Origin of the sequence: Serinicoccus sp. CUA-874 (assembly GCF_001942225.1) — a bacterium.
Taxonomy (GTDB): Bacteria; Actinomycetota; Actinomycetes; order Actinomycetales; family Dermatophilaceae; genus Ornithinicoccus; species Ornithinicoccus marinus.
Genome location: NZ_MKJZ01000015.1, coordinates 1 through 18,936, shown reverse-complemented (window position 1 = coordinate 18,936; position 18,936 = coordinate 1). Strand labels below are relative to the sequence as shown.

19 protein-coding genes and 3 pseudogenes are annotated in these 18,936 nt (G+C 71.5%); 4 read left to right on the top strand and 18 right to left on the bottom strand.

Annotated elements, in window-relative coordinates; all coding sequences use genetic code 11:
• Window positions 1-84: 84 nt before the first annotated feature.
• Window positions 85-564, top strand: a pseudogene (locus BJF80_RS06515) (transposase); the annotation flags it as partial.
• Window positions 565-697: 133 nt separating this feature from the next.
• On the opposite strand, the gene BJF80_RS06510 reads toward BJF80_RS06515, so the two are convergent.
• The 4 genes from BJF80_RS06510 to BJF80_RS06495 all read right to left on the bottom strand — a co-directional run bounded on the left by BJF80_RS06510 (window position 698) and on the right by BJF80_RS06495 (window position 3,522).
• Window positions 698-1,321: a class I SAM-dependent methyltransferase gene (locus tag BJF80_RS06510; protein ID WP_075812376.1), complete on the bottom strand. Its 624-nt coding sequence runs from the start codon at window positions 1,319-1,321 to the stop codon at window positions 698-700.
• Window positions 1,322-1,636: 315 nt separating this feature from the next.
• A complete protein-coding gene (locus tag BJF80_RS06505) occupies window positions 1,637-2,254 on the bottom strand; it encodes a peroxiredoxin family protein (RefSeq protein WP_058889687.1) in 618 nt (205 codons plus the stop codon).
• Window positions 2,255-2,264: 10 nt separating this feature from the next.
• The gene (locus BJF80_RS06500; RefSeq protein WP_058889686.1) at window positions 2,265-3,254 is read right to left on the bottom strand and encodes a cytochrome c biogenesis CcdA family protein; all 990 of its coding nucleotides are present in this window, start codon (window positions 3,252-3,254) and stop codon (window positions 2,265-2,267) included.
• Window position 3,255: 1 nt separating this feature from the next.
• Window positions 3,256-3,522 (bottom strand): thioredoxin family protein, encoded by a 267-nt coding sequence (locus tag BJF80_RS06495; protein ID WP_083518548.1) that lies wholly within the window; start codon window positions 3,520-3,522, stop codon window positions 3,256-3,258.
• Between the two features lie 165 nt (window positions 3,523-3,687).
• Between BJF80_RS06495 and BJF80_RS06490 the strand changes: the two genes are divergently transcribed.
• Window positions 3,688-4,089 carry a hypothetical protein gene (locus BJF80_RS06490; RefSeq protein WP_058889684.1) on the top strand — a complete coding sequence of 134 codons (402 nt, stop codon included), beginning with the start codon at window positions 3,688-3,690 and terminating at the stop codon, window positions 4,087-4,089.
• A 91-nt stretch (window positions 4,090-4,180) separates the two neighbouring features.
• Here BJF80_RS06490 and BJF80_RS19900 read toward each other — a convergent pair whose 3' ends face one another.
• From BJF80_RS19900 to BJF80_RS06430, 13 genes and pseudogenes are all read right to left on the bottom strand, one after another.
• Window positions 4,181-4,441, bottom strand: a complete 261-nt coding sequence (locus tag BJF80_RS19900) for a YncE family protein (RefSeq protein ID WP_237767471.1) — start codon at window positions 4,439-4,441, stop codon at window positions 4,181-4,183.
• Window positions 4,442-4,449: 8 nt separating this feature from the next.
• Complete coding sequence (locus tag BJF80_RS19895) at window positions 4,450-4,653, bottom strand: YncE family protein (RefSeq protein WP_237767470.1); 204 nt, start codon at window positions 4,651-4,653, stop codon at window positions 4,450-4,452.
• A 74-nt stretch (window positions 4,654-4,727) separates the two neighbouring features.
• Window positions 4,728-5,171: pseudogene (locus BJF80_RS19890) on the bottom strand (YncE family protein); the annotation flags it as partial.
• A gap of 369 nt (window positions 5,172-5,540) precedes the next feature.
• Window positions 5,541-6,722, bottom strand: a complete 1,182-nt coding sequence (locus BJF80_RS06480) for a phenylacetate--CoA ligase family protein (RefSeq protein WP_075812372.1) — start codon at window positions 6,720-6,722, stop codon at window positions 5,541-5,543.
• A 374-nt stretch (window positions 6,723-7,096) separates the two neighbouring features.
• Window positions 7,097-8,014 (bottom strand): cation diffusion facilitator family transporter, encoded by a 918-nt coding sequence (locus BJF80_RS06470; protein ID WP_075812368.1) that lies wholly within the window; start codon window positions 8,012-8,014, stop codon window positions 7,097-7,099.
• A gap of 31 nt (window positions 8,015-8,045) precedes the next feature.
• The gene (locus BJF80_RS20710; protein ID WP_075812366.1) at window positions 8,046-9,128 is read right to left on the bottom strand and encodes a Na+/H+ antiporter NhaA; all 1,083 of its coding nucleotides are present in this window, start codon (window positions 9,126-9,128) and stop codon (window positions 8,046-8,048) included.
• Window positions 9,055-9,969, bottom strand: a pseudogene (locus BJF80_RS21525) (Na+/H+ antiporter NhaA); the annotation flags it as partial. The gene BJF80_RS20710 and the pseudogene BJF80_RS21525, both read right to left, overlap by 74 nt.
• A 119-nt stretch (window positions 9,970-10,088) precedes the next feature.
• The gene (locus BJF80_RS06455) at window positions 10,089-10,370 is read right to left on the bottom strand and encodes a metal-sensitive transcriptional regulator (protein ID WP_075812364.1); all 282 of its coding nucleotides are present in this window, start codon (window positions 10,368-10,370) and stop codon (window positions 10,089-10,091) included.
• 35 nt (window positions 10,371-10,405) lie between these two features.
• Window positions 10,406-13,165, bottom strand: a complete 2,760-nt coding sequence (locus BJF80_RS06450) for a heavy metal translocating P-type ATPase (protein WP_075812362.1) — start codon at window positions 13,163-13,165, stop codon at window positions 10,406-10,408.
• 169 nt (window positions 13,166-13,334) lie between these two features.
• Window positions 13,335-13,616, bottom strand: a complete 282-nt coding sequence (locus tag BJF80_RS06445; protein WP_075812360.1) for a hypothetical protein — start codon at window positions 13,614-13,616, stop codon at window positions 13,335-13,337.
• 28 nt (window positions 13,617-13,644) lie between these two features.
• Window positions 13,645-14,466 (bottom strand): F510_1955 family glycosylhydrolase, encoded by an 822-nt coding sequence (locus tag BJF80_RS06440; protein ID WP_237767472.1) that lies wholly within the window; start codon window positions 14,464-14,466, stop codon window positions 13,645-13,647.
• A 32-nt stretch (window positions 14,467-14,498) separates the two neighbouring features.
• Window positions 14,499-15,995: a multicopper oxidase family protein gene (locus BJF80_RS06435; RefSeq protein WP_075812356.1), complete on the bottom strand. Its 1,497-nt coding sequence runs from the start codon at window positions 15,993-15,995 to the stop codon at window positions 14,499-14,501.
• 28 nt (window positions 15,996-16,023) lie between these two features.
• Window positions 16,024-16,251, bottom strand: coding sequence for an SHOCT domain-containing protein (locus tag BJF80_RS06430; RefSeq protein WP_075812354.1), 228 nt, complete (start codon window positions 16,249-16,251; stop codon window positions 16,024-16,026).
• Window positions 16,252-16,399: 148 nt separating this feature from the next.
• Here BJF80_RS06430 and BJF80_RS06425 point away from each other — a divergent pair, with 148 nt between their 5' ends.
• Both BJF80_RS06425 and BJF80_RS06420 read left to right on the top strand, forming a co-directional pair.
• Window positions 16,400-17,122, top strand: a complete 723-nt coding sequence (locus tag BJF80_RS06425) for a response regulator (RefSeq protein WP_075812352.1) — start codon at window positions 16,400-16,402, stop codon at window positions 17,120-17,122.
• Window positions 17,119-18,276: a sensor histidine kinase gene (locus BJF80_RS06420; RefSeq protein ID WP_075812350.1), complete on the top strand. Its 1,158-nt coding sequence runs from the start codon at window positions 17,119-17,121 to the stop codon at window positions 18,274-18,276. Before BJF80_RS06425 ends, BJF80_RS06420 begins: the two co-directional genes overlap by 4 nt.
• Before the next feature lie 470 nt (window positions 18,277-18,746).
• On the opposite strand, the gene BJF80_RS06415 is transcribed toward BJF80_RS06420, so the two are convergent.
• Window positions 18,747-18,936 (bottom strand): transposase (locus tag BJF80_RS06415; protein WP_187344345.1); only part of this gene is annotated, 190 nt, incomplete at its 5' end.

Sequence of the window (18,936 nt, the reverse complement as noted above, 5' to 3'; positions counted from 1 at the left end):
CTCCCGCAGCACACCACAACGCGGGAGCCAGCGGTGTGCCCAACCACAACCGTCACGAGATCGGATCCAGGCACAGCCAGGTTGACAGCGGGAGTCTGCATCATCCACCTGATCCGCAACACCTTCCGCTACGCGAGCAGGAAGTACTGGGACCAGATCAGCCGCGATATGAAACCGATCTACACCGCCCCGACCGCCGCGGCGGCCCAGGACCGGTACGAGGAGTTCGCCGAGAAGTGGGGCAAGCCCTACCCCGCGATCAAGACGCTGTGGGACAACGCCTGGTCCGAGTTCATCCCGTTCCTGGACTACGACGTGGAGATCCGCAAGGTCATCTGCTCGACCAACGCGATCGAGTCGCTCAACGTCCGCTACCGGCGCGCGGTCCGAGCCCGCGGCCACTTCCCGAACGAGGCCTCAGCGATGAAGACGCTGTACCTGGTCACCCGATCGCTGGACCCCAAGGGCACCGGCCAGACACGATGGGCCATGCGGTGGAAGCCGGCCCTGAACGCCTTCGCCATCACCTTCGCCGACCGCATGCCCACGGCGCAGGACCGCTGACCATGAAAACGCCACTTACACCGTTAGTCGGACAGTCCCTCTGCGCGCGGGAAGCCATCCATGCCTGCGATGCCCAAGACTGCAGCAACACAGGAACAGTGCGGATCAGGCTCGCCAACGGGTCACCCCGGCGTTAGGGGGACATCGACCCCCGTACGTGTCCGGACCGGCTTGTAGGCTTGTAGGCGCGGAACCGCATCAGGTGATCTCGAGCGGACTCCCGGACGTTCACGCCGGTGAAGCCGGCAGCGGCCAGCCCCTCGACCAGCTCCTCGACGGAGACCATACGGTGGGGCGATCGGTCAGCATGGTGCACGAACCGTGCGAGGAGCGTGTTGGTCAGGTCGTACCCCAGGAGCACCCCGCCGGGCTTGAGGACCCGCAGGGCTTCGGCTGCACCGTCGCGCCAGCAGATGACATGGTGGAGCATCAGGTTCGACATGACTGCGTCGAATCGGTCGGTGGCGAACGGCAGCGAGGTCATGTCTGCGGCCTGTACGCGCAGGTTCGGTACTGGGACAAGCCGGGCGCGCGCAACGGCGACCATGGCCGCGTCGACGTCCGTCACTGTGATGCTGGTCTCGGGAAATCTGCGGGCAGCGGCCTCGGCCATCGCCCCGCTCCCCGCGCCGACCTCCAAGACTTCGCCGTAGATCACGTGACCGTCCAGCGCCCACGGCAAGAGGACCCGCTGCGAGATCACCGTCCAGGGTGCCGCTCGGCAGAAGGCTGCTTCGATCGCGGACATGCGCGGCATGTGTCCTCCCTCGGTGGGAGCGTAACGCGAGCGGTCGTGCGCGACCTGCGCGGTGTCGTGGCGGTCGTAGGTCCCCGCGCGGTCAGACCGGCGCCCTGTCCCTGGGATATGCCGGTCGTACCAGCCCAGGTGTATTACAGGAGCGGTTCCAGAGAACCGAACATCGGCATAGGCGCGGACCAGTTCCACGTTCGGTGGCGCGTCGGCGGGTCCAGACGACTCGGTTCCTCACCTCGACGTGCCCGGCCCGAGCTACGCGAGGCGCCTCAGAGATGACCGGACCTGACCGTTCCCCGAGTGTGCTCGCCCGTACCTTCAGGCCGACAGGGACTTCTGAAGCTGGGCGAGCAGGTCGGCCGGTGGCAGCCACATGGAGGGGTACTCCCCGTACCAGCGCCGCTGCCCTTCGCGGTCGATGAGGACGAAGCTGTGGCCGGGCAGCCCGGCGTGCATGCCCTTGCCCAGGGTGCCGTAGGCCTGGGAGACGCGTCCGTCGTCCAGGAGGAACGGGGTGCGGACCCCGTTGAGCTGCATGTCGGTGGTGATCTGCTCGCGGGTGTTCATCACGATCGGCAGGAACGTGATGTCGAGGCCCTCGAACAGGGCCGCGTTCTTCTCGATCTCGGCCATCTGCACGAGGCAGGACTGGCAGCCGGCTCCCTCGTTGAAGTACAGGACCACGTTGCGGCCGCGGAACTGGTCCAGGCTGACGGTGCCGCCTGCGGTGTCGCTGAGGGTGAAGTCCGGCGCGGCGTCGGCGAGTTCGGTGGACGCCGGGCGCGAGGTCAGCAGCATGGCGGTGACGACCGCGGCGACGAGCGCCAGCGCGGTGCCGACGAGGCCGTACCGACGGGCTCGGCGACGGCGCTCCTCGGACCGCGTCTCAGCGGCGATGCGGGCCAGTCGGGACTCACGGGCTGATCTGGTGGACACGTCGGCTCCTTCAGGTGCGTGCGTCGTCTGCGGGGACGCGTGGGGTATGCGATGCGGCGCCGTGGCAGGCCTCGCCGGCAGGGCCCGGCGCGGCCAGGTCCGCGGCGTCCGTGCCCACGCCCGTGAGGGCGTCAGCTCCCGGTCGGCGGCGGTCGCGGAGGGTGGCGACGACGAAAACGGCGGCCAGGGCGAGCACGGCGAGGCCGAGCACCGGCTCGGGCACCGGGGAGACCCACTGCTCGACCCGGGTGAAGACGCCGGCGAGGCCACGGCCCGCGGCGACCTGGATGCCCGGGCCGCTGGTCATGGTGCCGGTGCCGGCGAGGTAGATCACGAAGACGCCCATCGCCGCGAACCCGGCGGCCACCACCAGGTTGATCGAGTTGGTGTGCACGACGCGGGTACCCAGCCGCAGCCGGACCGCCCGTGCCTGCAACAGCTTGCGCTCGCCGAGCCGGAAGCGGTCCCAGCCCAGGGCGATGAGGAACAGGGGGAAGACCATGCCGAACGTGTACGCCAGACCCAGGGTGAGGCCGCCGACCGCGGACCCGGAGAGCGCGGACAGGGTCATGACGCCGGCCAGCACGGGCGCGCAGCAGGCGCTGGCGATGCCGGAGAACACGCCGAGGCTGAAGAAGCTCAGACCGTCACCGCCCCTGGTGTCGGGCGCGCGCAGGGAGGCGGGCAGGGTGAGCATGCGGCCGGAGACGCTGAGCGCGGCCAGGGCCAGCATCAGCGCGCCGCCGGCGTAGTACAGGGGCGTGTGGTAGTTCGCCACCGCGGAGGCCACCAGGCTGATGCCCAGCGTGATGGGCACCAGCACGAGCGCGAGCCCGGCCGCGAAGAGGAAGGTCAGCGGCAGCAGCCGCCACCGCCGGTTCTTCACGGCGGCGGCGAGGTAGCTGGGGGCGAGGAAGACGATGCAGCAGGGGGCGAAGAGCGCCACCCCGCCGGCGAGGAAGGCCGCCAGGACGGAACCGGTGGTGAGCAGCTCGCCCATCTCAGGCCCCGAGCAGGCGCAGGAGCTTGCGGCGCGGCAGCCGGCCCTGGCTGAAGAAGGACCCGTCGACCAGCACCAGCGGAGTCATCGCGGCCCGGTGCTCGCGCATCAGCGCCTGCCCGTCGGCGGCACGTGCGTCGAGCGAGGTGACCTCGATCGTGTGGCCCTCTGAGACGAGCCCGGCGAGCACGGCCTGCGCGTCGTCGCAGAAGTGGCAGCCGGGGTTCTCGACGACGGCGACCTGCACTGGTCGCGGCACTGTGGTCACGGGGGTTCCTCTCCTGCACCGGGATGACGGGACCACCCTCACAGGCGCGCCCTGCGACTGGCCTGGCGGTTTCCGGGAGGTTTGCTGTCACCGCTGCGGGCCTCGCCATCGGATCTCCACAGAACTGCCGTCGGGAGACCGGGCGGGGCCTGCACAGTGGTGGCTATGGCCACATCTGCGCTCGAGCTGTCCGCCCCGCCGCGTCGAGGGCCCCGTACCTGGTGGGCGACGGTCCGCGCCGGCTTCGGGGCGGCCCTGGGGCTGGTGCCCCACGTCCTGCACCACGTCGGCCTGATCGCCGGGACCGCGCTGCTGACCGGTGCGCTGGGCAACGGCGTCCTCTACGTCGTGGGCCTCCTGCTGAGCATCCCCCTGCTGCGCCGACTCCGCTCGCGGTTCGGCACCGGGTGGGCACCGGCCTTGGGAGTCGTCGCCTTCACCGCCCTGTTCGCCCTGTCCGCGTTCGTGATCGGTCCACGCATCGGCGCGGCCGACGCCCCCGCCCCGACGCCTACCACCCCGTCGCCCTCGGTCACGACTCCCGCCGAGCACGACGGGCATCACTGACCCCCCGCCCGGTCCCTCCACCACTCTTGTGATGAGCCGGTCGGTTCAGCCCGGCCGGCCTGGGCCGGCCGGGCTCCGGCCGGACCCGGGCCTAGTGGCCGCCGTGGCCGTCCGTTGCCCCGCTGTCTCCGGCAGCGCCCTTCGGCACGTCCAGGGTCACCGGCGCCTGGGCCGGTACGGGCGTGCTGGAGAAGCTGATGCCGTTGGGCGTGTCCCCGACCGGGACGCGCGCGACGACCTCCAGCTCGTCCAGGTCGACGACGGCGACGTCGTCGGCGTAGAGGTTGGTGACGTAGGCGTGGCGGCCGGAGGGGTCGACCACGACCCCGTGGGCACCCCGACCGGTCTCCACGGTCCCCGTCACCGTGACGTCCGGGTGTCGATGACCGACAGGCTCGTTCCAGGTGCCGCCTCGGTGCCCTGGTTGGCGGCCAGCAGGTAGCGGTCGTCGGGGCTGACGTAGGTCTGGATCGGCCCGTCCCCGACCGTGACCCGGCCGACGACCTCGCGGCTGGCCATGTCGACCTTGACCACCTCGTCCTGGGCGCTGACCGAGGCGTACACGAACCGCCCGTCAGGGAGAAGGCGACCTGTGCCGGGGCCGTGCCGACCTCGATGTCTGCCACCGTGGTGCGGGTGCTGGTGTCGATGACGCTCAGCGTGCTGCCCGCCACGTTGGCCACGACCAGCCAGCGGCCGTCGGGGCTGGGGCGCAGCCCGTGCGGCCCGGCACCCACCGGGATCGTTGCTTCCACCTCGCCGGACGTCGTGTCGATCACGGTCACGGTGCCGTCGGCGCCGTCGCTGGTGTATGCCGTGCGTCCGTCCGGGCTGATCACGACGTGGGCGGGCGCCCCGCCGGTGGTCACCGTGCGGGTCAGGTCCAGCGACCGCGCGTCGAGCGCGACGGCGAGCGAGTCGTGACCGCTCACCGCCCACACGCTGGCGCTGTCGGGTGAGACCTGCACGTTGTGCGGCCCCTCCACCCCGCGGACCGTGGTGACGACGGTGTTCGTCCCCGCGTCGATGACGCTCAGGCTGGCGTCCTCCTCGTTGGCCACCCACACCGCTCCGGTGACCATCCCCGCATGCTGCGCCGCGCTGGACGGTGCGGCGGCTGACGGGGCGACGGTTGCGGCGGCGGACTCCGGGGCGACCGCCGGCATCGCCGGCACGGTGCCCGCGGTCTCACCGTCCCCCCCGAGCGCGACAGCCGCCGCCGTTCCTCCGACGGCGATGGCCAGTCCACCGGCCACCACCCAGCCGGTCGCCCGCCGCCGCGGCCAACCGTGCTCTCCGTCGCGGGGATCACCGGTCCTGCCGTGTCGCTCGTCTGCCATGACACACCTCCTGTTGCGTGGGCCAACCTGGTGGGGGCCCGTACCGCCACAACTGTGAGTCCTCCGGGCGGTGACGACCGGGCGTTCCGGTGGTGACTGGATGGAATTCCGTTAGTCGGTGTCCGCAGCCTTGTCCCGTCCCCGCCCAGGGTGCTCGCCGCCCCCGCGCACGGACCGGATCAACGGTGCCTTGCCGAGGGCGGTCCGAGAGACGGCCGGCACCCGCACCGCCCGGACCGGAGGTGCGACAGCGCCCGCCAGGGCGAGCGCGTCAGCCAGGCGCCGGGCGACCTGGCCCGTGTCGGCAAGCTCGGCCAAACCTGCGACGTAGACGGTGATCCCGGAGTCGTCCAGGACGACCTGCCAGCCGGTGAGGGGCAGCAGCTCCATCGCCCGGTGGACGACGTTGGGCTGGACGAGGATGTCACCGCCGCGGGCCGCGGGGAGGCGCAGCGCCTCCTCGGCCCTGCCCTGGACGCCGCCGATGCGCAGGAAGGGCCGGCCGCACGGGCACGGTGGGGCGGGGAGCATCCGCACCGAGTCGCTGAGCTCGTACCTGATGAGGGGCAGGGTGCGCGAGCCCAGGACGGTGACCAGCAGCCTGCTCCCGTACTCCCCGGGGGTGAACGGTCGGCCCTCGTCGTCGACGACCTCGGTGATGACCAGGTCCTCGAAGAGGTGCAGGCCGGCGTGCTGGCCGCACTCGGCGGCGATGCCTGCGGTCTCGGTGGCCGCGTACACGTTGAACGGACGACGGTTCCAGGCGTGCTCCACGTCACGGCGTGCCTCGGCGGTCAGCACCTCCGACGCGCTGAGCACGGCCCCCGGCTGCACGTGCAGGCGCCCTGCTCGCTGCTCCCCCGCCAGCAGCCCCAGCATGCTGGCGTAACCCACCAGAACGTCGGGCCGGAAGTGGTTGAGCCGCCGGACGACGTCCTCGAGCGGATCCCCGGAGTCGATCCGCAGTGTCGGGACGAACCGGCTGTCGACGCTCGCCCCGACCAGCGCGGACTGGTGCGAGGGCACCGTCGAGCTGACCACCGCCATCCTGGTGCGTCCGGTCAGCCGCACCGACGCCCCGGCCCAGCCGTAGGCGCGACTGTAGGAGGCCAGGACCTCCGCCCACTCCTCGACGTCCCAGACGAAGATGCCCGGCTCGCCCGTGGTGCCGGCCGTGGCTGCGACGTAGTACCGACCCATGAGCCGCTGCGCGCCGGCCTCGGCGGCCAGGTGCGCCCGTGCATCAGCCAGCCGCAGGTCGCCCCGGGTGATGAGGTCGTCGAACCGGTCCATGAGGACCGCCTTGGTCAGGATCGCAGCTCAGCCAGCGGCGCCCGCGTCAGGCCGCGGTGGAACTCGCGGTAGAACCGAGATCTCAGCTGACTGTGATCACGCAACGCCGCCAGTCGCCGGGTCTGGTACGTGCGCACCTGAGATGGGCTCCACCCGTCGCGCGCTGCGAGCTCGCGCCGCCGACCCAGCACCTTCAGCAGCAACCTGGTGTCCATCTGCACCTCCTCGCCAGCGCGGCGGATGGTCGCGCGGGGCCTACCGCCGAGAAGCCACACGGACGGTCGGTCGCCACCGCCATCACCCCAGCGTGAACCCTCGTCCACATCACCCAGGTGACGGTTCGGTGCCGATCTGATGTCGCCCCGCAAATCTGGTCAGGACGGACGTGTGATGTCGAGATCGGCTGCGTCCTCGGCGGCGCAGGACCGCTCGACCTGCAGGGTGGAGAAGTACACGTCGAACCGGTCCCGCAGGACACGCGCGGACTGCTCGAGCACCGCGTCACCATCGCGTTCGGCCTCAGGAACGTGCAGGTGCGCCGAGAAGACGGTGCGCCCGGAGGTGATGGTCCAGGCGTGCACGTGGTGGACGTCGCGAACGCCTGGCACCTGGCTCAGGGCGGTGATCACCGCGTCGAGGTCCAGGCTGTCCGGGGTGCCTTGCAGCAGGATGCGCAGCGCTGAGCGCAGGATGGTCCAGGACGCCCAGAGCAGCACCACGCCGAAGGCCATGCCGAGAAGCGGGTCGATGGCCAGGAAGCCGGTGAGGCGGATGACCAGGGCCGAGACGATGATGATGAGGCTGCCGACGAAGGTCTGCAGGATGTGCCAGAAGGCGCCCTTGATGTTGAGGTTAGTCTTCTGCCGCTGGTAGAGGAGCCGGAAGGCGATCACCTCGGTGAGGAGCCCGCCTGCGGCGACCCACAGCATCACGGTGGTGGGCAGCTCGATCGGGTCTGCCAGGCGCATCGCGCCCATCCAGAACACGTATGCCGCCATCAGGGCCAGGAACACGCCGTTGAAGAGGGCGCCGAGGATCTCTGCCCGGCCCCAGCCGAAGGTCTCCTGCGCGGTCGCGGGACGTCGGCTCAGCCGCTGCGCGACGAGGGCGATGAGCACCCCGCCGACGGCCGAGAAGGTGTGGAACGCATCGGAGATCACGGCCACCGAGCCGGACCACAGCCCGACGGCCAGCTCGATGACGAAGTAGATGCCGGTGAGCCAACCGGAGATCACCAGTGCTTGTCGGTCACCTCCGCCAGGGATGTGGGTGCCGTGGCCGGTCTGGTTCATGTCGCTCCTCCGTGATGGTGGTGGTGCTCGGTCATGCTTCAGCCGTCCGGTCGCCCGCCGACGGGCTGCGGCTCGTGCCGCGCGCCGGCGCGACCAGCAGCAGTGCTTCGGTGACCGTCTGCGCTAGCGGTCCGGGCTCCATGGGTCCGCGGTAGCGCCTGCCGTTGACGAAGACCGTGGGCGTTCCCACGGCGTCGGAGGCGTCGGCGGAGGCCACGTCCCGGGCGACGCGCGATGCGTGCAGGCCGGCGTCCAGCGCGGTGGTGAAGGCCTCCAGGTCAAGGTCCAGGCTGGCGGCGATCTGGTGGATGCGGCTGCGGGTCAGGTCGGTGTGCTGCCGGTACAGCTCGGCGTGCATGGCCCAGAACCGGCCCTGCACTGCCGCGGCCTCTGCGGCCTCTGCGGCCACCTGGGCGTGCGGGTGGATGTCGGCCAGCGGCAGGTGCCGGAAGACGACGTCGACGCTGTCGGGGAGCTCGCGGCGGACTTGCTCGACCACGGCCTGGGCGTGCGCGCTGTGGGCGCACTGGTAGTCGCCGTACCAGAGGATGACGGCACCGGCGTCCTGGGGGCCGGTGCGGTGGTCGGTGGCCGGGTCGGGCGGCACCGCCAGGTCGAGAAGGGGAGCTGCCACCCGTCCGGCCCCGGCGGTGCGGACCCGCGCCGGCATCCGGGGCAGGAGCCGGAAGATCAGCCAGCCCAGGAGTGCGGCGAGGGTGGACCCGGTCAGGATGCCGATCTTGGCCTCCTCCAGCTCGGACCCGTCGAAGCTGATGTCGGCGATGAGCAGGGAGACGGTGAAGCCGATGCCGGCGACCATGCCGATACCGGCCAGGGAGGACCAGGGCACGGTCAGCGGCAGGCCGCCGAAGGCCGGGCGGGCTGCCAACCAGGTGGACCCGAGCACGCCCGCCGCCTTGCCGACCACCAGACCCAGGAGGATCCCCAGGGTGATCGGTGAGGTCGCCGCGCGCGAGAGCGTGGCGGTGTCCACGCTCAGGCCGGCGTTGGCCAGGGCGAACAGGGGGGACGATGACGTAGCTGGACCAGGGGTGGAACATCCGTTGCAACCGGTCGTTCGGAGAGACGGCCTGGGCCATGGAGCGGCTGGCACGGTGCGCCAGTTGCGGCGTGGGCGTCATGCGCAGGCGTCGCCACCACAGCCCCGTCCGTCGCAGCTCTTCCCGTCCCGGTGACGTCGCCGTCGCCAGCAGGCCGGCCGCGACCCCGGCGACGGTGGCGTGCAGCCCCGACGCGGACACCGCCACCCACATGAGCACGGCGAGGCCGGCGTACCAGGGCAGCGACCGCACGTCGGCGGCGCGCAGGAGCAGGATCACCGCGAAGGCCGCGACCGCCCCGGCCAGCCACGCCAGCGACAGCCTCTCGGTGTACACCACGGCGATGACGCTCAGGGCGATCACGTCGTCGATCACCACGAGGGTCAGCAGGAACGTGCGTGCCCGGGCCGAGACGCCGCGTGACAGTGAGAGCACGCCGAGCGCGAACGCGGTGTCGGTGCCCACGACGATGCCCCAGCCGCGGACCGAGTCGCTGCCGGCGTTCAGGGCCACGAAGATCAGGGCGGGCACGATCATCCCGCCGAGGGCGGCGATCACCGGCGCCGCCACGCGTCGGCGCTCGCGCAGGTCGCCCACGTCGAACTCGCGCCGGATCTCCAGCCCGGCGACGAAGAAGAAGATGGCCATCAGGCCCTCGTTGACCCAGTCCCGCAGGGTGTGGACCAGGTCCACCGGGCCGACGTGCAGGCCCGCTTCGGTTGCCCACAGTGCCTCGTAGCTGGCCCGCCACGGTGAGTTCGCCCAGACCAGGGCGGCGAGGGTGGCCAGCAGCAGGACGACCGCGCCGGAGTTCTCCGTCGCGACGAACCGGCGCAGGGCGCCGGCGCTGCGTTCCCGGCGAGGGTCTGCGGTGTCCAGGTGGGCGTCGTGCATGCTGGGGTTCTCCTCCTGTCGCTCAGCGCGCTTCGCCGGCGGTTCTGCGCCGCCGGTGCGGCACGTCCCGGGCTGCTCCACCGGTGGACGGTGCAGCAGCCCGGGCGGTGCGGGCCCGCTCAGCTGCGCACGAGCCGGGCGATCGCCCGTGCGGCCTGCTCCACCCGGTCCTCCGGCGGTCGCCCGGTGGGGTCGGGCTGCCGCAGCCACTGGTGGAGGTGGTCATCGAGCAGGAGCAGGGCGACGGCCTGCAGGGCCCGGGTCGTCGCGGCGACCTGGATGAGGATGTCGATACAGTCCTTGTCGTCAGTGACCATGGCGTTGATGCCGCGGACCTGTCCCTCGATCCGGTGCAGGCGCACCTGGAGCGCGACGGGGCTGCTGCGGGTGCCGGTGGTCATCGTGCCGCTCCTGTCAGTCCTCGCCTCGGGCGCGGTCAGGGTGTCGGGCTGGGGTGCCCGTACCGGTGGGGGTCGGTGTCGAAGGTCGTGGCGCAGTGCCCGGAGCAGAAGTGGAACGTGGTGCCGTCGTGCTCACGGGTGGCCGCGGCTGTGGTCGGGTCGATGCTCATCCCGCACACCGGGTCGGTGACCGTGGTGCCGGGCTGGTGCCCGTGGTCGTGGTCGTGATGGGTCATGGTGTCCTCCTGGAGGTGGTCGGCGCCGAGCTCGACCACCGGGTCGGTGGCCGGGACCTGGGTGAGGGCCGCGAGGGGTCTGGGTGTGAAGCCGCGCAGCCGGTTGGCGTTGGCGACCACGGACAGCGAGGAGAGCGCCATGGCCGCGGCGGCGATGATCGGGCTGAGCAGCAGCCCGAGGGCGGGGTAGAGCACGCCGGCGGCGATCGGGATGCCGATGGCGTTGTAGCCGAACGCGAAGACCAGGTTCTGCCGGATGTTGCGCATCGTGGCCTTCGACAGGTCGATGGCGGTGACCAGTCCGGAGAGGCTGCCCGAGATCAGGGTGATGTCGGAGGACTCGATGGCCACGTCGGTGCCGGTGCCGATGGCTGAGCCGACGTCCGCCTGGGCCAGGGCCGGGGCGTCGTTGATGCCGTCGCCGACCATGCCCACGACCTTGCCCTCGGCCTGCAGGCGCTTGACCTCGTTGGCCTTGTGCTCGGGCATGACCTCGGCCAGGACCCGCGTGATCCCCACCTGGCGGGCGATGGCCGCGGCGGTGTCGCGGTTGTCTCCGGTCATCATGACGACCTCGAGGCCGCGCTCCTGCAAGGCCGCGATGGCCTCGACGGAGCCGTCCTTGACGGTGTCGGCCACGCCGATGACGCCCGCGGCCTGACCGTCGACCGCGACCAGCATCGGGGTCTTGCCCTCTCGGGCCAGCCGCCGCAGATCGGTCTGCAGGGCTTCCGCGTCGATGCTCGCGGCGGACAGGAGCCTGTCGTTGCCGACCAGCACCTCCCGGCCGGCCACCAGCGCGCGCACGCCCTGGCCGGTGATGGAGTCGAAGGTGGTCGCCTCGGGCAGGCTCAGGCCGCGCTCCGCGGCCCCGGTCACGATGGCGGTCGCCAGCGGGTGCTCGGAGGATGCCTCGACGGCGGCGACCAGCGTGAGCAGGTCCTGGGGTGAGAACCCCGGGGCCGGAAGCACGTCGGTCAACGAGGGGGCGCCCTTGGTGATGGTGCCGGTCTTGTCGAGCACCACGGTGTCGAGCTTGTGCGCGCTCTCCAGCGCCTCGGCCGAGCGGATCAGGATGCCGTTCGTGGCGCCCTTGCCGGTGCCCACGGTGATCGACATGGGCGTGGCCAGACCCAGCGCGCACGGGCAGGCGATGATCAGCACCGACACCATCGCGACCAGCGCGAAGACCAGGGCCGGTGGCGGGCCCAGGATCGCCCAGAGGGCGAAGGTCCAGATCGCGATCATGATCACGGCCGGCACGAAGTAGCTGGAGACCTTGTCGACCACCCGCTGGATCGGGGCCCTGGACCCTTGCGCCTCGCGCACCAGCGTGATGATCTGGGCGAGCATCGTCTCCGCGCCGACCTTGGTGGCCGTGTACCGGAACGCGCCCGTCTGGTTGATCGTGGCGCCGATGACCGTGTCACCGACCGTCTTGGTGACCGGGATCGGCTCACCGGTGACCATGGACTCGTCCACCGCGGAGGCGCCCTGGAGGACCTGCCCGTCCACCGGCAGCTTCTCCCCGGGGCGGACCACGACGACGTCGCCGACGACGACCTCGTCGATCCCGACCTCCAGCTCCTGGCCCGCGCGGACGACCCGCGCGGTGCGCGGCTGCAGGCCGATGAGCGCCCGGATCGCCTCGCCGGTGCCGGCCTTGGCCTTGGTCTCGATCAGCCGGCCCAGCAGGATGAGCGTGATGATGACGGCGACGGCCTCGTAGTAGACCTCCTGGGCGATGTCGGGCAGCACCCAGGGGACGAAGGTGACCACGAGGCTGTAGCCGTACGCCGCGATGGTGCCCAGCGTGATCAGCGAGTTCATCTCGGCGGTGCGGTGGGACAGGGCCAGCCAGCCGGTGCGGTGGATCGGCCAGCCGGTGTAGAAGAAGATGGGCGTGACCAGCGCCAGCTGGAACCAGCGGTTCATCAGCAGGTCCGGCACCCAGGTGGCGCCGAAGACCTCGTGCGCCATCACCGCGAAGACCAGGGGCAGGCTCAGCACCGTGCCGATGATCACCCGCCGTCGCAGGTCGGCGATCTCCGCGGCCCGCTCGGTGGCCTCCGCGTCGTCGCCCTGCCCGGCGCCGGAGCCGGTCGCCGGCCCGGCTGAAGTGGCGGCCGGCTCGGGCTCCCCGTCGGTGCGAGGGAGCGCGGCCGCCTCACCCCCCGGCTGCGCCGCGTCACCGGCCACCACCCTCACCGTGCCGTGGAGCATGTTCATCCCGCAGGCGAACCCGAACTCTCCGGTCTGCCGGGGGGCGAAGTCCACGGTGGTGCTGGCGTACGCCGGGAGCGCCTCGTTGATCCGGAAGTCGGGAAGGAGCACCCGCGAGGAGCAGTCGCCGCTCTCCTGCCGGTCGAAGACCAGGCGGACGGGCACGCCCTGGACGACCTCGACCAGGTCGGGGCTGTAGCCGCCCTTGACGGTCACCCTGACCACCTGACGTCCCCCCTCCAGCTCGGCCCGCCGGGACTTCTTGGGCCCGAAGAAGTACCAGCCGGTCAACACCGTCAGCACCGCCGCCGTGGCCACTGTCAGCAGGACATCCATGATCGTGCTTCCTCTCTCGGGCTCCTACAGCCCCCCGCCGGCATCCATACCCTCGGGGGGTATCTCGACGATACAGCGGTCCGCCTGTCCGTCCGGTGGTCGCACGGTGGAGATTCGATGAACGGTGCACGATCGAGGGCCAGCACGGTGGCGGCTGCCCTAGAGCCGCTCAACGGTCCCTCGGCCCGCCTGCGTGGTTCATCCACAGCATCATGGCCACCATCATCCCCACGCAGGCCAGGGCGTAGAGGACGCCGCCGGCGCCCACCGCGCCGGTGAGGATGAGGAGGCCGACCAGAGCCAGCATCGGCAGGCACATGAGCCACATCAGCCAGCCGTGCGGGTGCCGCTGGCGGGGACGGTCCGTCGGGGACAGCGGCAGTGGTGGCGGCTGGTCCTCGGGGCCGGGTGAGGCCGGGTAGGCGGTGCCTGGGTGGTCGTGGTGCCTCATGGTGCTGCTCCTTCGTCGCATGGCGTGGTTACCCCACGAGGACCTCGGTGGTGGTGCCCTCGTCCAGGGTGCGGATCACGGTGTCGCCGACCACGGCGATCACCTCCAGGGACCCGTCGCTGGTACGGCCGGCAGACAGGGCGCCTGCCTCGCCGAGCACGGTCGCTCCCAGGGTCCAGCTCTTTCCCGCGTCTGTGCTGGTGGCGATCCTGCCGCCGGTGGTCAGGGCCACCACGGTGCTCGTGTCGGCCCAGGCCACCAGGACCGCCGGTTCCGGCGGTGTCAGGGTGCTCCAGGTGGCGCCGTCGTCGGTGCTGGCCAGCAGCCCTGCCTGCGTGGTGGCCAGTAGCGTCCCGTCCGGGGAGGCAGCCAGCGCGCGTGGCGGCGCGGCGATCGGGCGTTCCTGCCAGGTGCGCCGGTCGGAGGAGGTGCGCAGCGTCCCGTCGTAGCCGGTCACGGTGCTGCCGGAGGCGGTCAGGGCATGGAAGTCCGACTTCCCGCCGAGTGAGGCCACGGTCCAGCTCACGCCTTGGTCTCGGGAGGTGATCAGCCCGAGCGGTTCGGGCAGGTCCGTCTGCAGGCCAGGGTGGCCAGAGGCGTAGTAGGTGCCGTCGGCGTCGAGAGTGAAGCTCATCAGGTCCATGACCGGGCCGAGCGCCACCAGGTCGTCGCCGTCCTGACGGAAGAGGCCCTGGTGCGTGGCGAGCAGCAGGTCGCCGGTGCCCGGGTCGCGGACGGCGGCGTGGATGTGGGTGATCGCGATGCCCGCGTCCGTGTCCGAGGGTTCTTTGTCGGCGGTCGGTGCGCACCCGGCAAGGGTCAGGCCGAGGGCCACCAAGGCCACCGCCATGACTCTCCCACGCAGGCGCACGCCGCGGCTGGTCATGTGTACCTCAGGTCGATCATCATCCCGGCCTCGGCGTGGTAGGTGTTGTGGCAGTGGATCATCCAGTCGCCGGGGTTGTCGGCGTCGAGGTCGAGCGCCACGGACTCCATGGGAGCCATCAAGAGGGTGTCCTTGCGCAGCCCGTTGGGCAGGGCGAAGGTGTGCCCGTGCAGGTGCAGCGGGTGCGGCATCATCGTCATGTTCGACGCGTTCAGCCGCAGGCGCTGCCCGGGTGCCACCCGCAGCGGCTCGTTCTGTCCGTACGGGGCGCCGTTGATCGTCCAGAGGTAGGGCGCCATCGTCCCGCCGAGCGTCAGCGCCGCCGTGACGTCGGGACCCTTGGCGGGCAGCCGGGCGGCGTCGTCCGGCTCGAGCTGGGAGCCGGTCAGGATCCTGCCCTTCAGCTCTTTCGGGGCGGTGTCGGCCCCCGGCAGAGCACCGGCGGCGGTGCGGACCACGGCCAGCCCCTGCCCGCCGGTGCTCCTGCCCACCGGGCGGGCCACGAGCGGGAAGACCCCTTTAGCCAGGGTCACCACCGTGTCGTAGCGTTCCCCCATGCCGATGTAGAAGGCGTCGGTCTGCACCGGCCTGACCGGCCAGCCGTCGGTGTGGGTGAGGGTCATGCGGTGCCCGGCCAGGGCGACCGCGAAGATGGTGTCCGAGGCGGCGCTGATGACGCGCAGCCTCACCCGCTGCCCGGGTCGGCCCTGCAGGACCGGCGGGTCGGTGGGCAGCTTGCCGTTGATGAGGTAGTGGGGGTAGCTCACGTCACCGGTGTCGGTGCCCCAGGGGGCCTCGCCCCGCCCTGCTGACATCGAGCCGTGGTCCATGCCGGCCATCGCCCCGTGATCCATGCCGGCGATGCCGGAGGCACCGTCGGCGACCAGCTGCTCCAGCACCTCCTCGGGGGTGGTGCCGGTGCCGTCGACCCAGTCGTCCAGGATCACGACCCACTCCAGGTCGTAGTCGCCGGGCTCGGCCGGGTCGTCGATGATCAGCGGCGCGTACAGGCCGCGGTCGAGCTGGGTGCCGACGTGGGGGTGGAAGAAGTAGGTGCCCGGGTCGGGCGCGGTGAACTCGTACAGGAAGCTCTTCCCCGTCCCGACCGGGTCCTGCGTCAGGCCGGGCACGCCGTCGGCCTGCGGCCGCAGCCGGACCCCGTGCCAGTGGACGGTGGTGTCGGCGGGCAGCTGGTTGTCCAGGGTGACCCGTAACAGGTCCCCGGCCGTCGCCCGCAACGTCGGGCCGGGGGCGGTGTCCCCGTAGGCCCACGTCTGCACCGTCCTGCCGCCCAGGTCCAGGGTGACCGGAGCAGCTGTCAGGCGGGTGCTCACCACGGGCTGCCCGGGCGTGGGGGCCACGGGCTCGGGGAGCGCGAAACCGGCGGCCGGGCGCGAGGTCGCCGAGGCGCCCCCGGAGCAGGCGGCCAGGGTCGCCGAGGCGCCCAGGCCAAGGCCGGCAATGATGAGCTGGCGTCGTGAGGGGCGGGTCATGGTTCCTTCCAGGACGGGTCGGGACGTCTCAGTGCCCGTCGACCAGGAGGCGACGGTGCTGCTCGTACTGCTCGGGGGTGAGCTCTCCCCTGGCCAGGCGCTCCTGCAGCAGCAGGACAGGCCCGGAAGGCTCCGTCGGTTCCCCCTTCGGCACGTTCAGCAGTACCCGGACGGCGAAGAAGACCACGGCCCAGAACGCCAATGTGCTGCCAATCATCAGCAGCCACATGCCCCAACCCATGCCTGGTACCAGCATGTCGACCTCCCGCCTCGGTTGCCACTACGCAGCAGTCTTGACCCCGGTGGTTGGCACCCGACGCGCAGTTCATGGAGGTTTGGTGAAGTTCCCGTCCGCAGGGGCTCGCGCCCTCGGCGGCCGCTGGCCGGTGCGGGAGGATGCGGGCATGGCACCTGCAAGCACCCCCGAACCGGCCGCCCGGGTCCTGGTCGTCGAGGACGAGCGTGCCCTGGCTGGCATGGTCGCGGCCTACCTGACCAAGGCCGGGTACGAGACGACCGTGGTCCACACCGGACCGGACGCCCTGAGCGCCGTGCGCGAGCAGACCCCCGACGTCGTCGTGCTCGACCTCGGCCTGCCGGGGCTGGACGGCATCGAGGTGTGCCGGCAGATCCGGACCTTCTCCGACTGCTATATCCTGGTCGTCACGGCCCGCACCGACGAGATCGACCGGCTCATCGGGCTGTCGGTGGGCGCCGACGACTACGTGACCAAGCCGTTCAGCGTGCGCGAGCTCGTCGCGCGCGTGCAGGCCGTGCTGCGCCGACCCCGCACCGGTTCCGCGGCCCGCGCCTACGCCCCCGAACCGGTGTGGGTCTTCGGAGACCTGCACATCGACTCGGCCGGCCTCGAGGTCCACCTGGCGGGCGAACGGGTCGACCTGACCCCGACCCAGCGGGACCTGCTCATCACCCTGGCGTCCCGTCCCCGCACCGCCTTCTCCCGGCGGCAGCTCATCGAGGAGGTGTGGGGCGGCGGCTGGGTCGGCGACGAGCACCTGGTCGACAGCCACATCGCCCACCTGCGCCGCAAGATCGGCGACGACCCGGAGACGGCCCGCTACATCACCACCGTGCGCGGGGTCGGCTACCGCATGGGCCAGGGATGAGCGGGCCCCGCCGACCGGCCCTGCACCAGGGACTGGCGACCCGGCTGCTCATCGGCCAGACGATCGTGCTGCTCGCCGGCGCGCTGACGGTCGGCCTGGTCGCGGCGGTCGTCGGGCCACCGATCTTCCACGACCACCTGCTCCAGACCGGTCACCCGGCGGATTCCCCTGAGCTGGTCCATATCGAGCTCGCCTACCGGGACGCCTCCTTGACCTCCCTGGCCTGGGGACTGCTCATCTCCGTCGTGGCGGCCGGTGCCGTGACTTGGGTCCTCGCGCGGCTGCTGCGTCGACCCTTGACCGAGCTGACGCACGCGGCCCGCGAGCTGGCCCGTGGTCACTACGCCGCGAGGGTGGCCATCGCCGGCTCGGGCACCGAACTGGACACGCTCGCCGCGGCCTTCAACGTCATGGCCGACCGCCTGCAAGGCGTCGAGGACACCCGCCGGCGCCTGCTGTCCGACCTCGCGCACGAGCTGCGCACCCCGATCGCGACCCTCGCCGCCTACCACGAGGGCCTCACCGACGGGGTCATCGACCTGGGACCCGAGGCCAGGGCCGTGCTGGCCCAGCAGACCGCGCGCCTGGCCCGGCTGGCCGACGACATCGACGAGGTGTCCCGGGCCGAGGAAGGACGCCTCCTCCTCGACCGCCGGCCGGTCCGGGTGGCCGAGCTGTTCTCCGCCGCCGTCGACGCCCTGCGCGAGCCCTACGCGGCCAAGGGTGTGCACCTGCAGCTGGAGACCTCCCGCGCCCCGGAGGCTGTCGTCGAGGTCGACCCCACCCGGGTCGGCCAGGTGCTCACCAACCTGCTCAGCAACGCGCTGCGGCACACACCGGCCGGCGGCACCGTGTCCCTGGCGGCCCGCCGGGACGGTCCCGAGGTGGTGCTCACCGTCCGTGACGACGGTGAAGGGATCCCCGCCGCCCAGCTGCCCCACGTCTTCGAACGGTTCTACCGGGGCGACAGCGCACGCGACCGCGACCGCTCGGGCTCCGGCATCGGCCTGACCATCAGCAAGGCCCTCGTCGACGCCCACAGCGGATCCATCACCGCGACCAGCGACGGGCCCGGGCAGGGTGCCACCTTCAGCGTGAGCCTTCCGGCCGCCACACGGAACCAGCGGGGCGAGGACCACACCCCCACCGTCTGACCCCGCATCTCCATCAAATCTCAACACAACCAGTCTCGGACCCCAAGATCGAGCGCAGCGTAGGACCCGCTGCCTGCGCCGCACCCGTGTCCCGCGGCGGAGCAGCGGGAATCCTGTCCCTGTCCCTGTCCCTGTCCCTGTCCAGGTCGTCCTGCACGACCCGGAGGTTTCATGAAGTCCACCGGCAAGCACCGTGCGCCCAGCACGCTCCCCCGTACCGGCGCCGCGTCCTGATGGTCGGCGGCCTCGTCGTCGGCACCGTCACGGGCGCGTCGGCGTCGCCGCTGAAGCAGCCCAGCGCCGAGGAGCTCACCTCACCCGAGGAGCCCTCGCCCCTTCGCGTCGACCCTTCCCGCAGCGATCCCGACCCAGCACTGGAACGGCTGGGCGGACCGTCCCTGGCAGAGCTGCGGGCCCAGCCGGGGTCAAGCCCAGTGGAGTGGTGTAGCGCTGTGATCCCTCGTTTGGGTTCAGGTGGTGAGGGCGGGTAGGTGATCAGCTCCGATCTCGGGTTCGGTGTCGGGGACGATGGTTGCCCGGCAGCGGGCTAGGAGGTCCAGTCCGAGGTAGCGGCGGCCTTCGGCCCATTCGTCGGTCTGTTCGGCCAGGACGGCGCCGACGAGCCGGATGATCGCGTCGCGGTTGGGGAAGATGCCCACG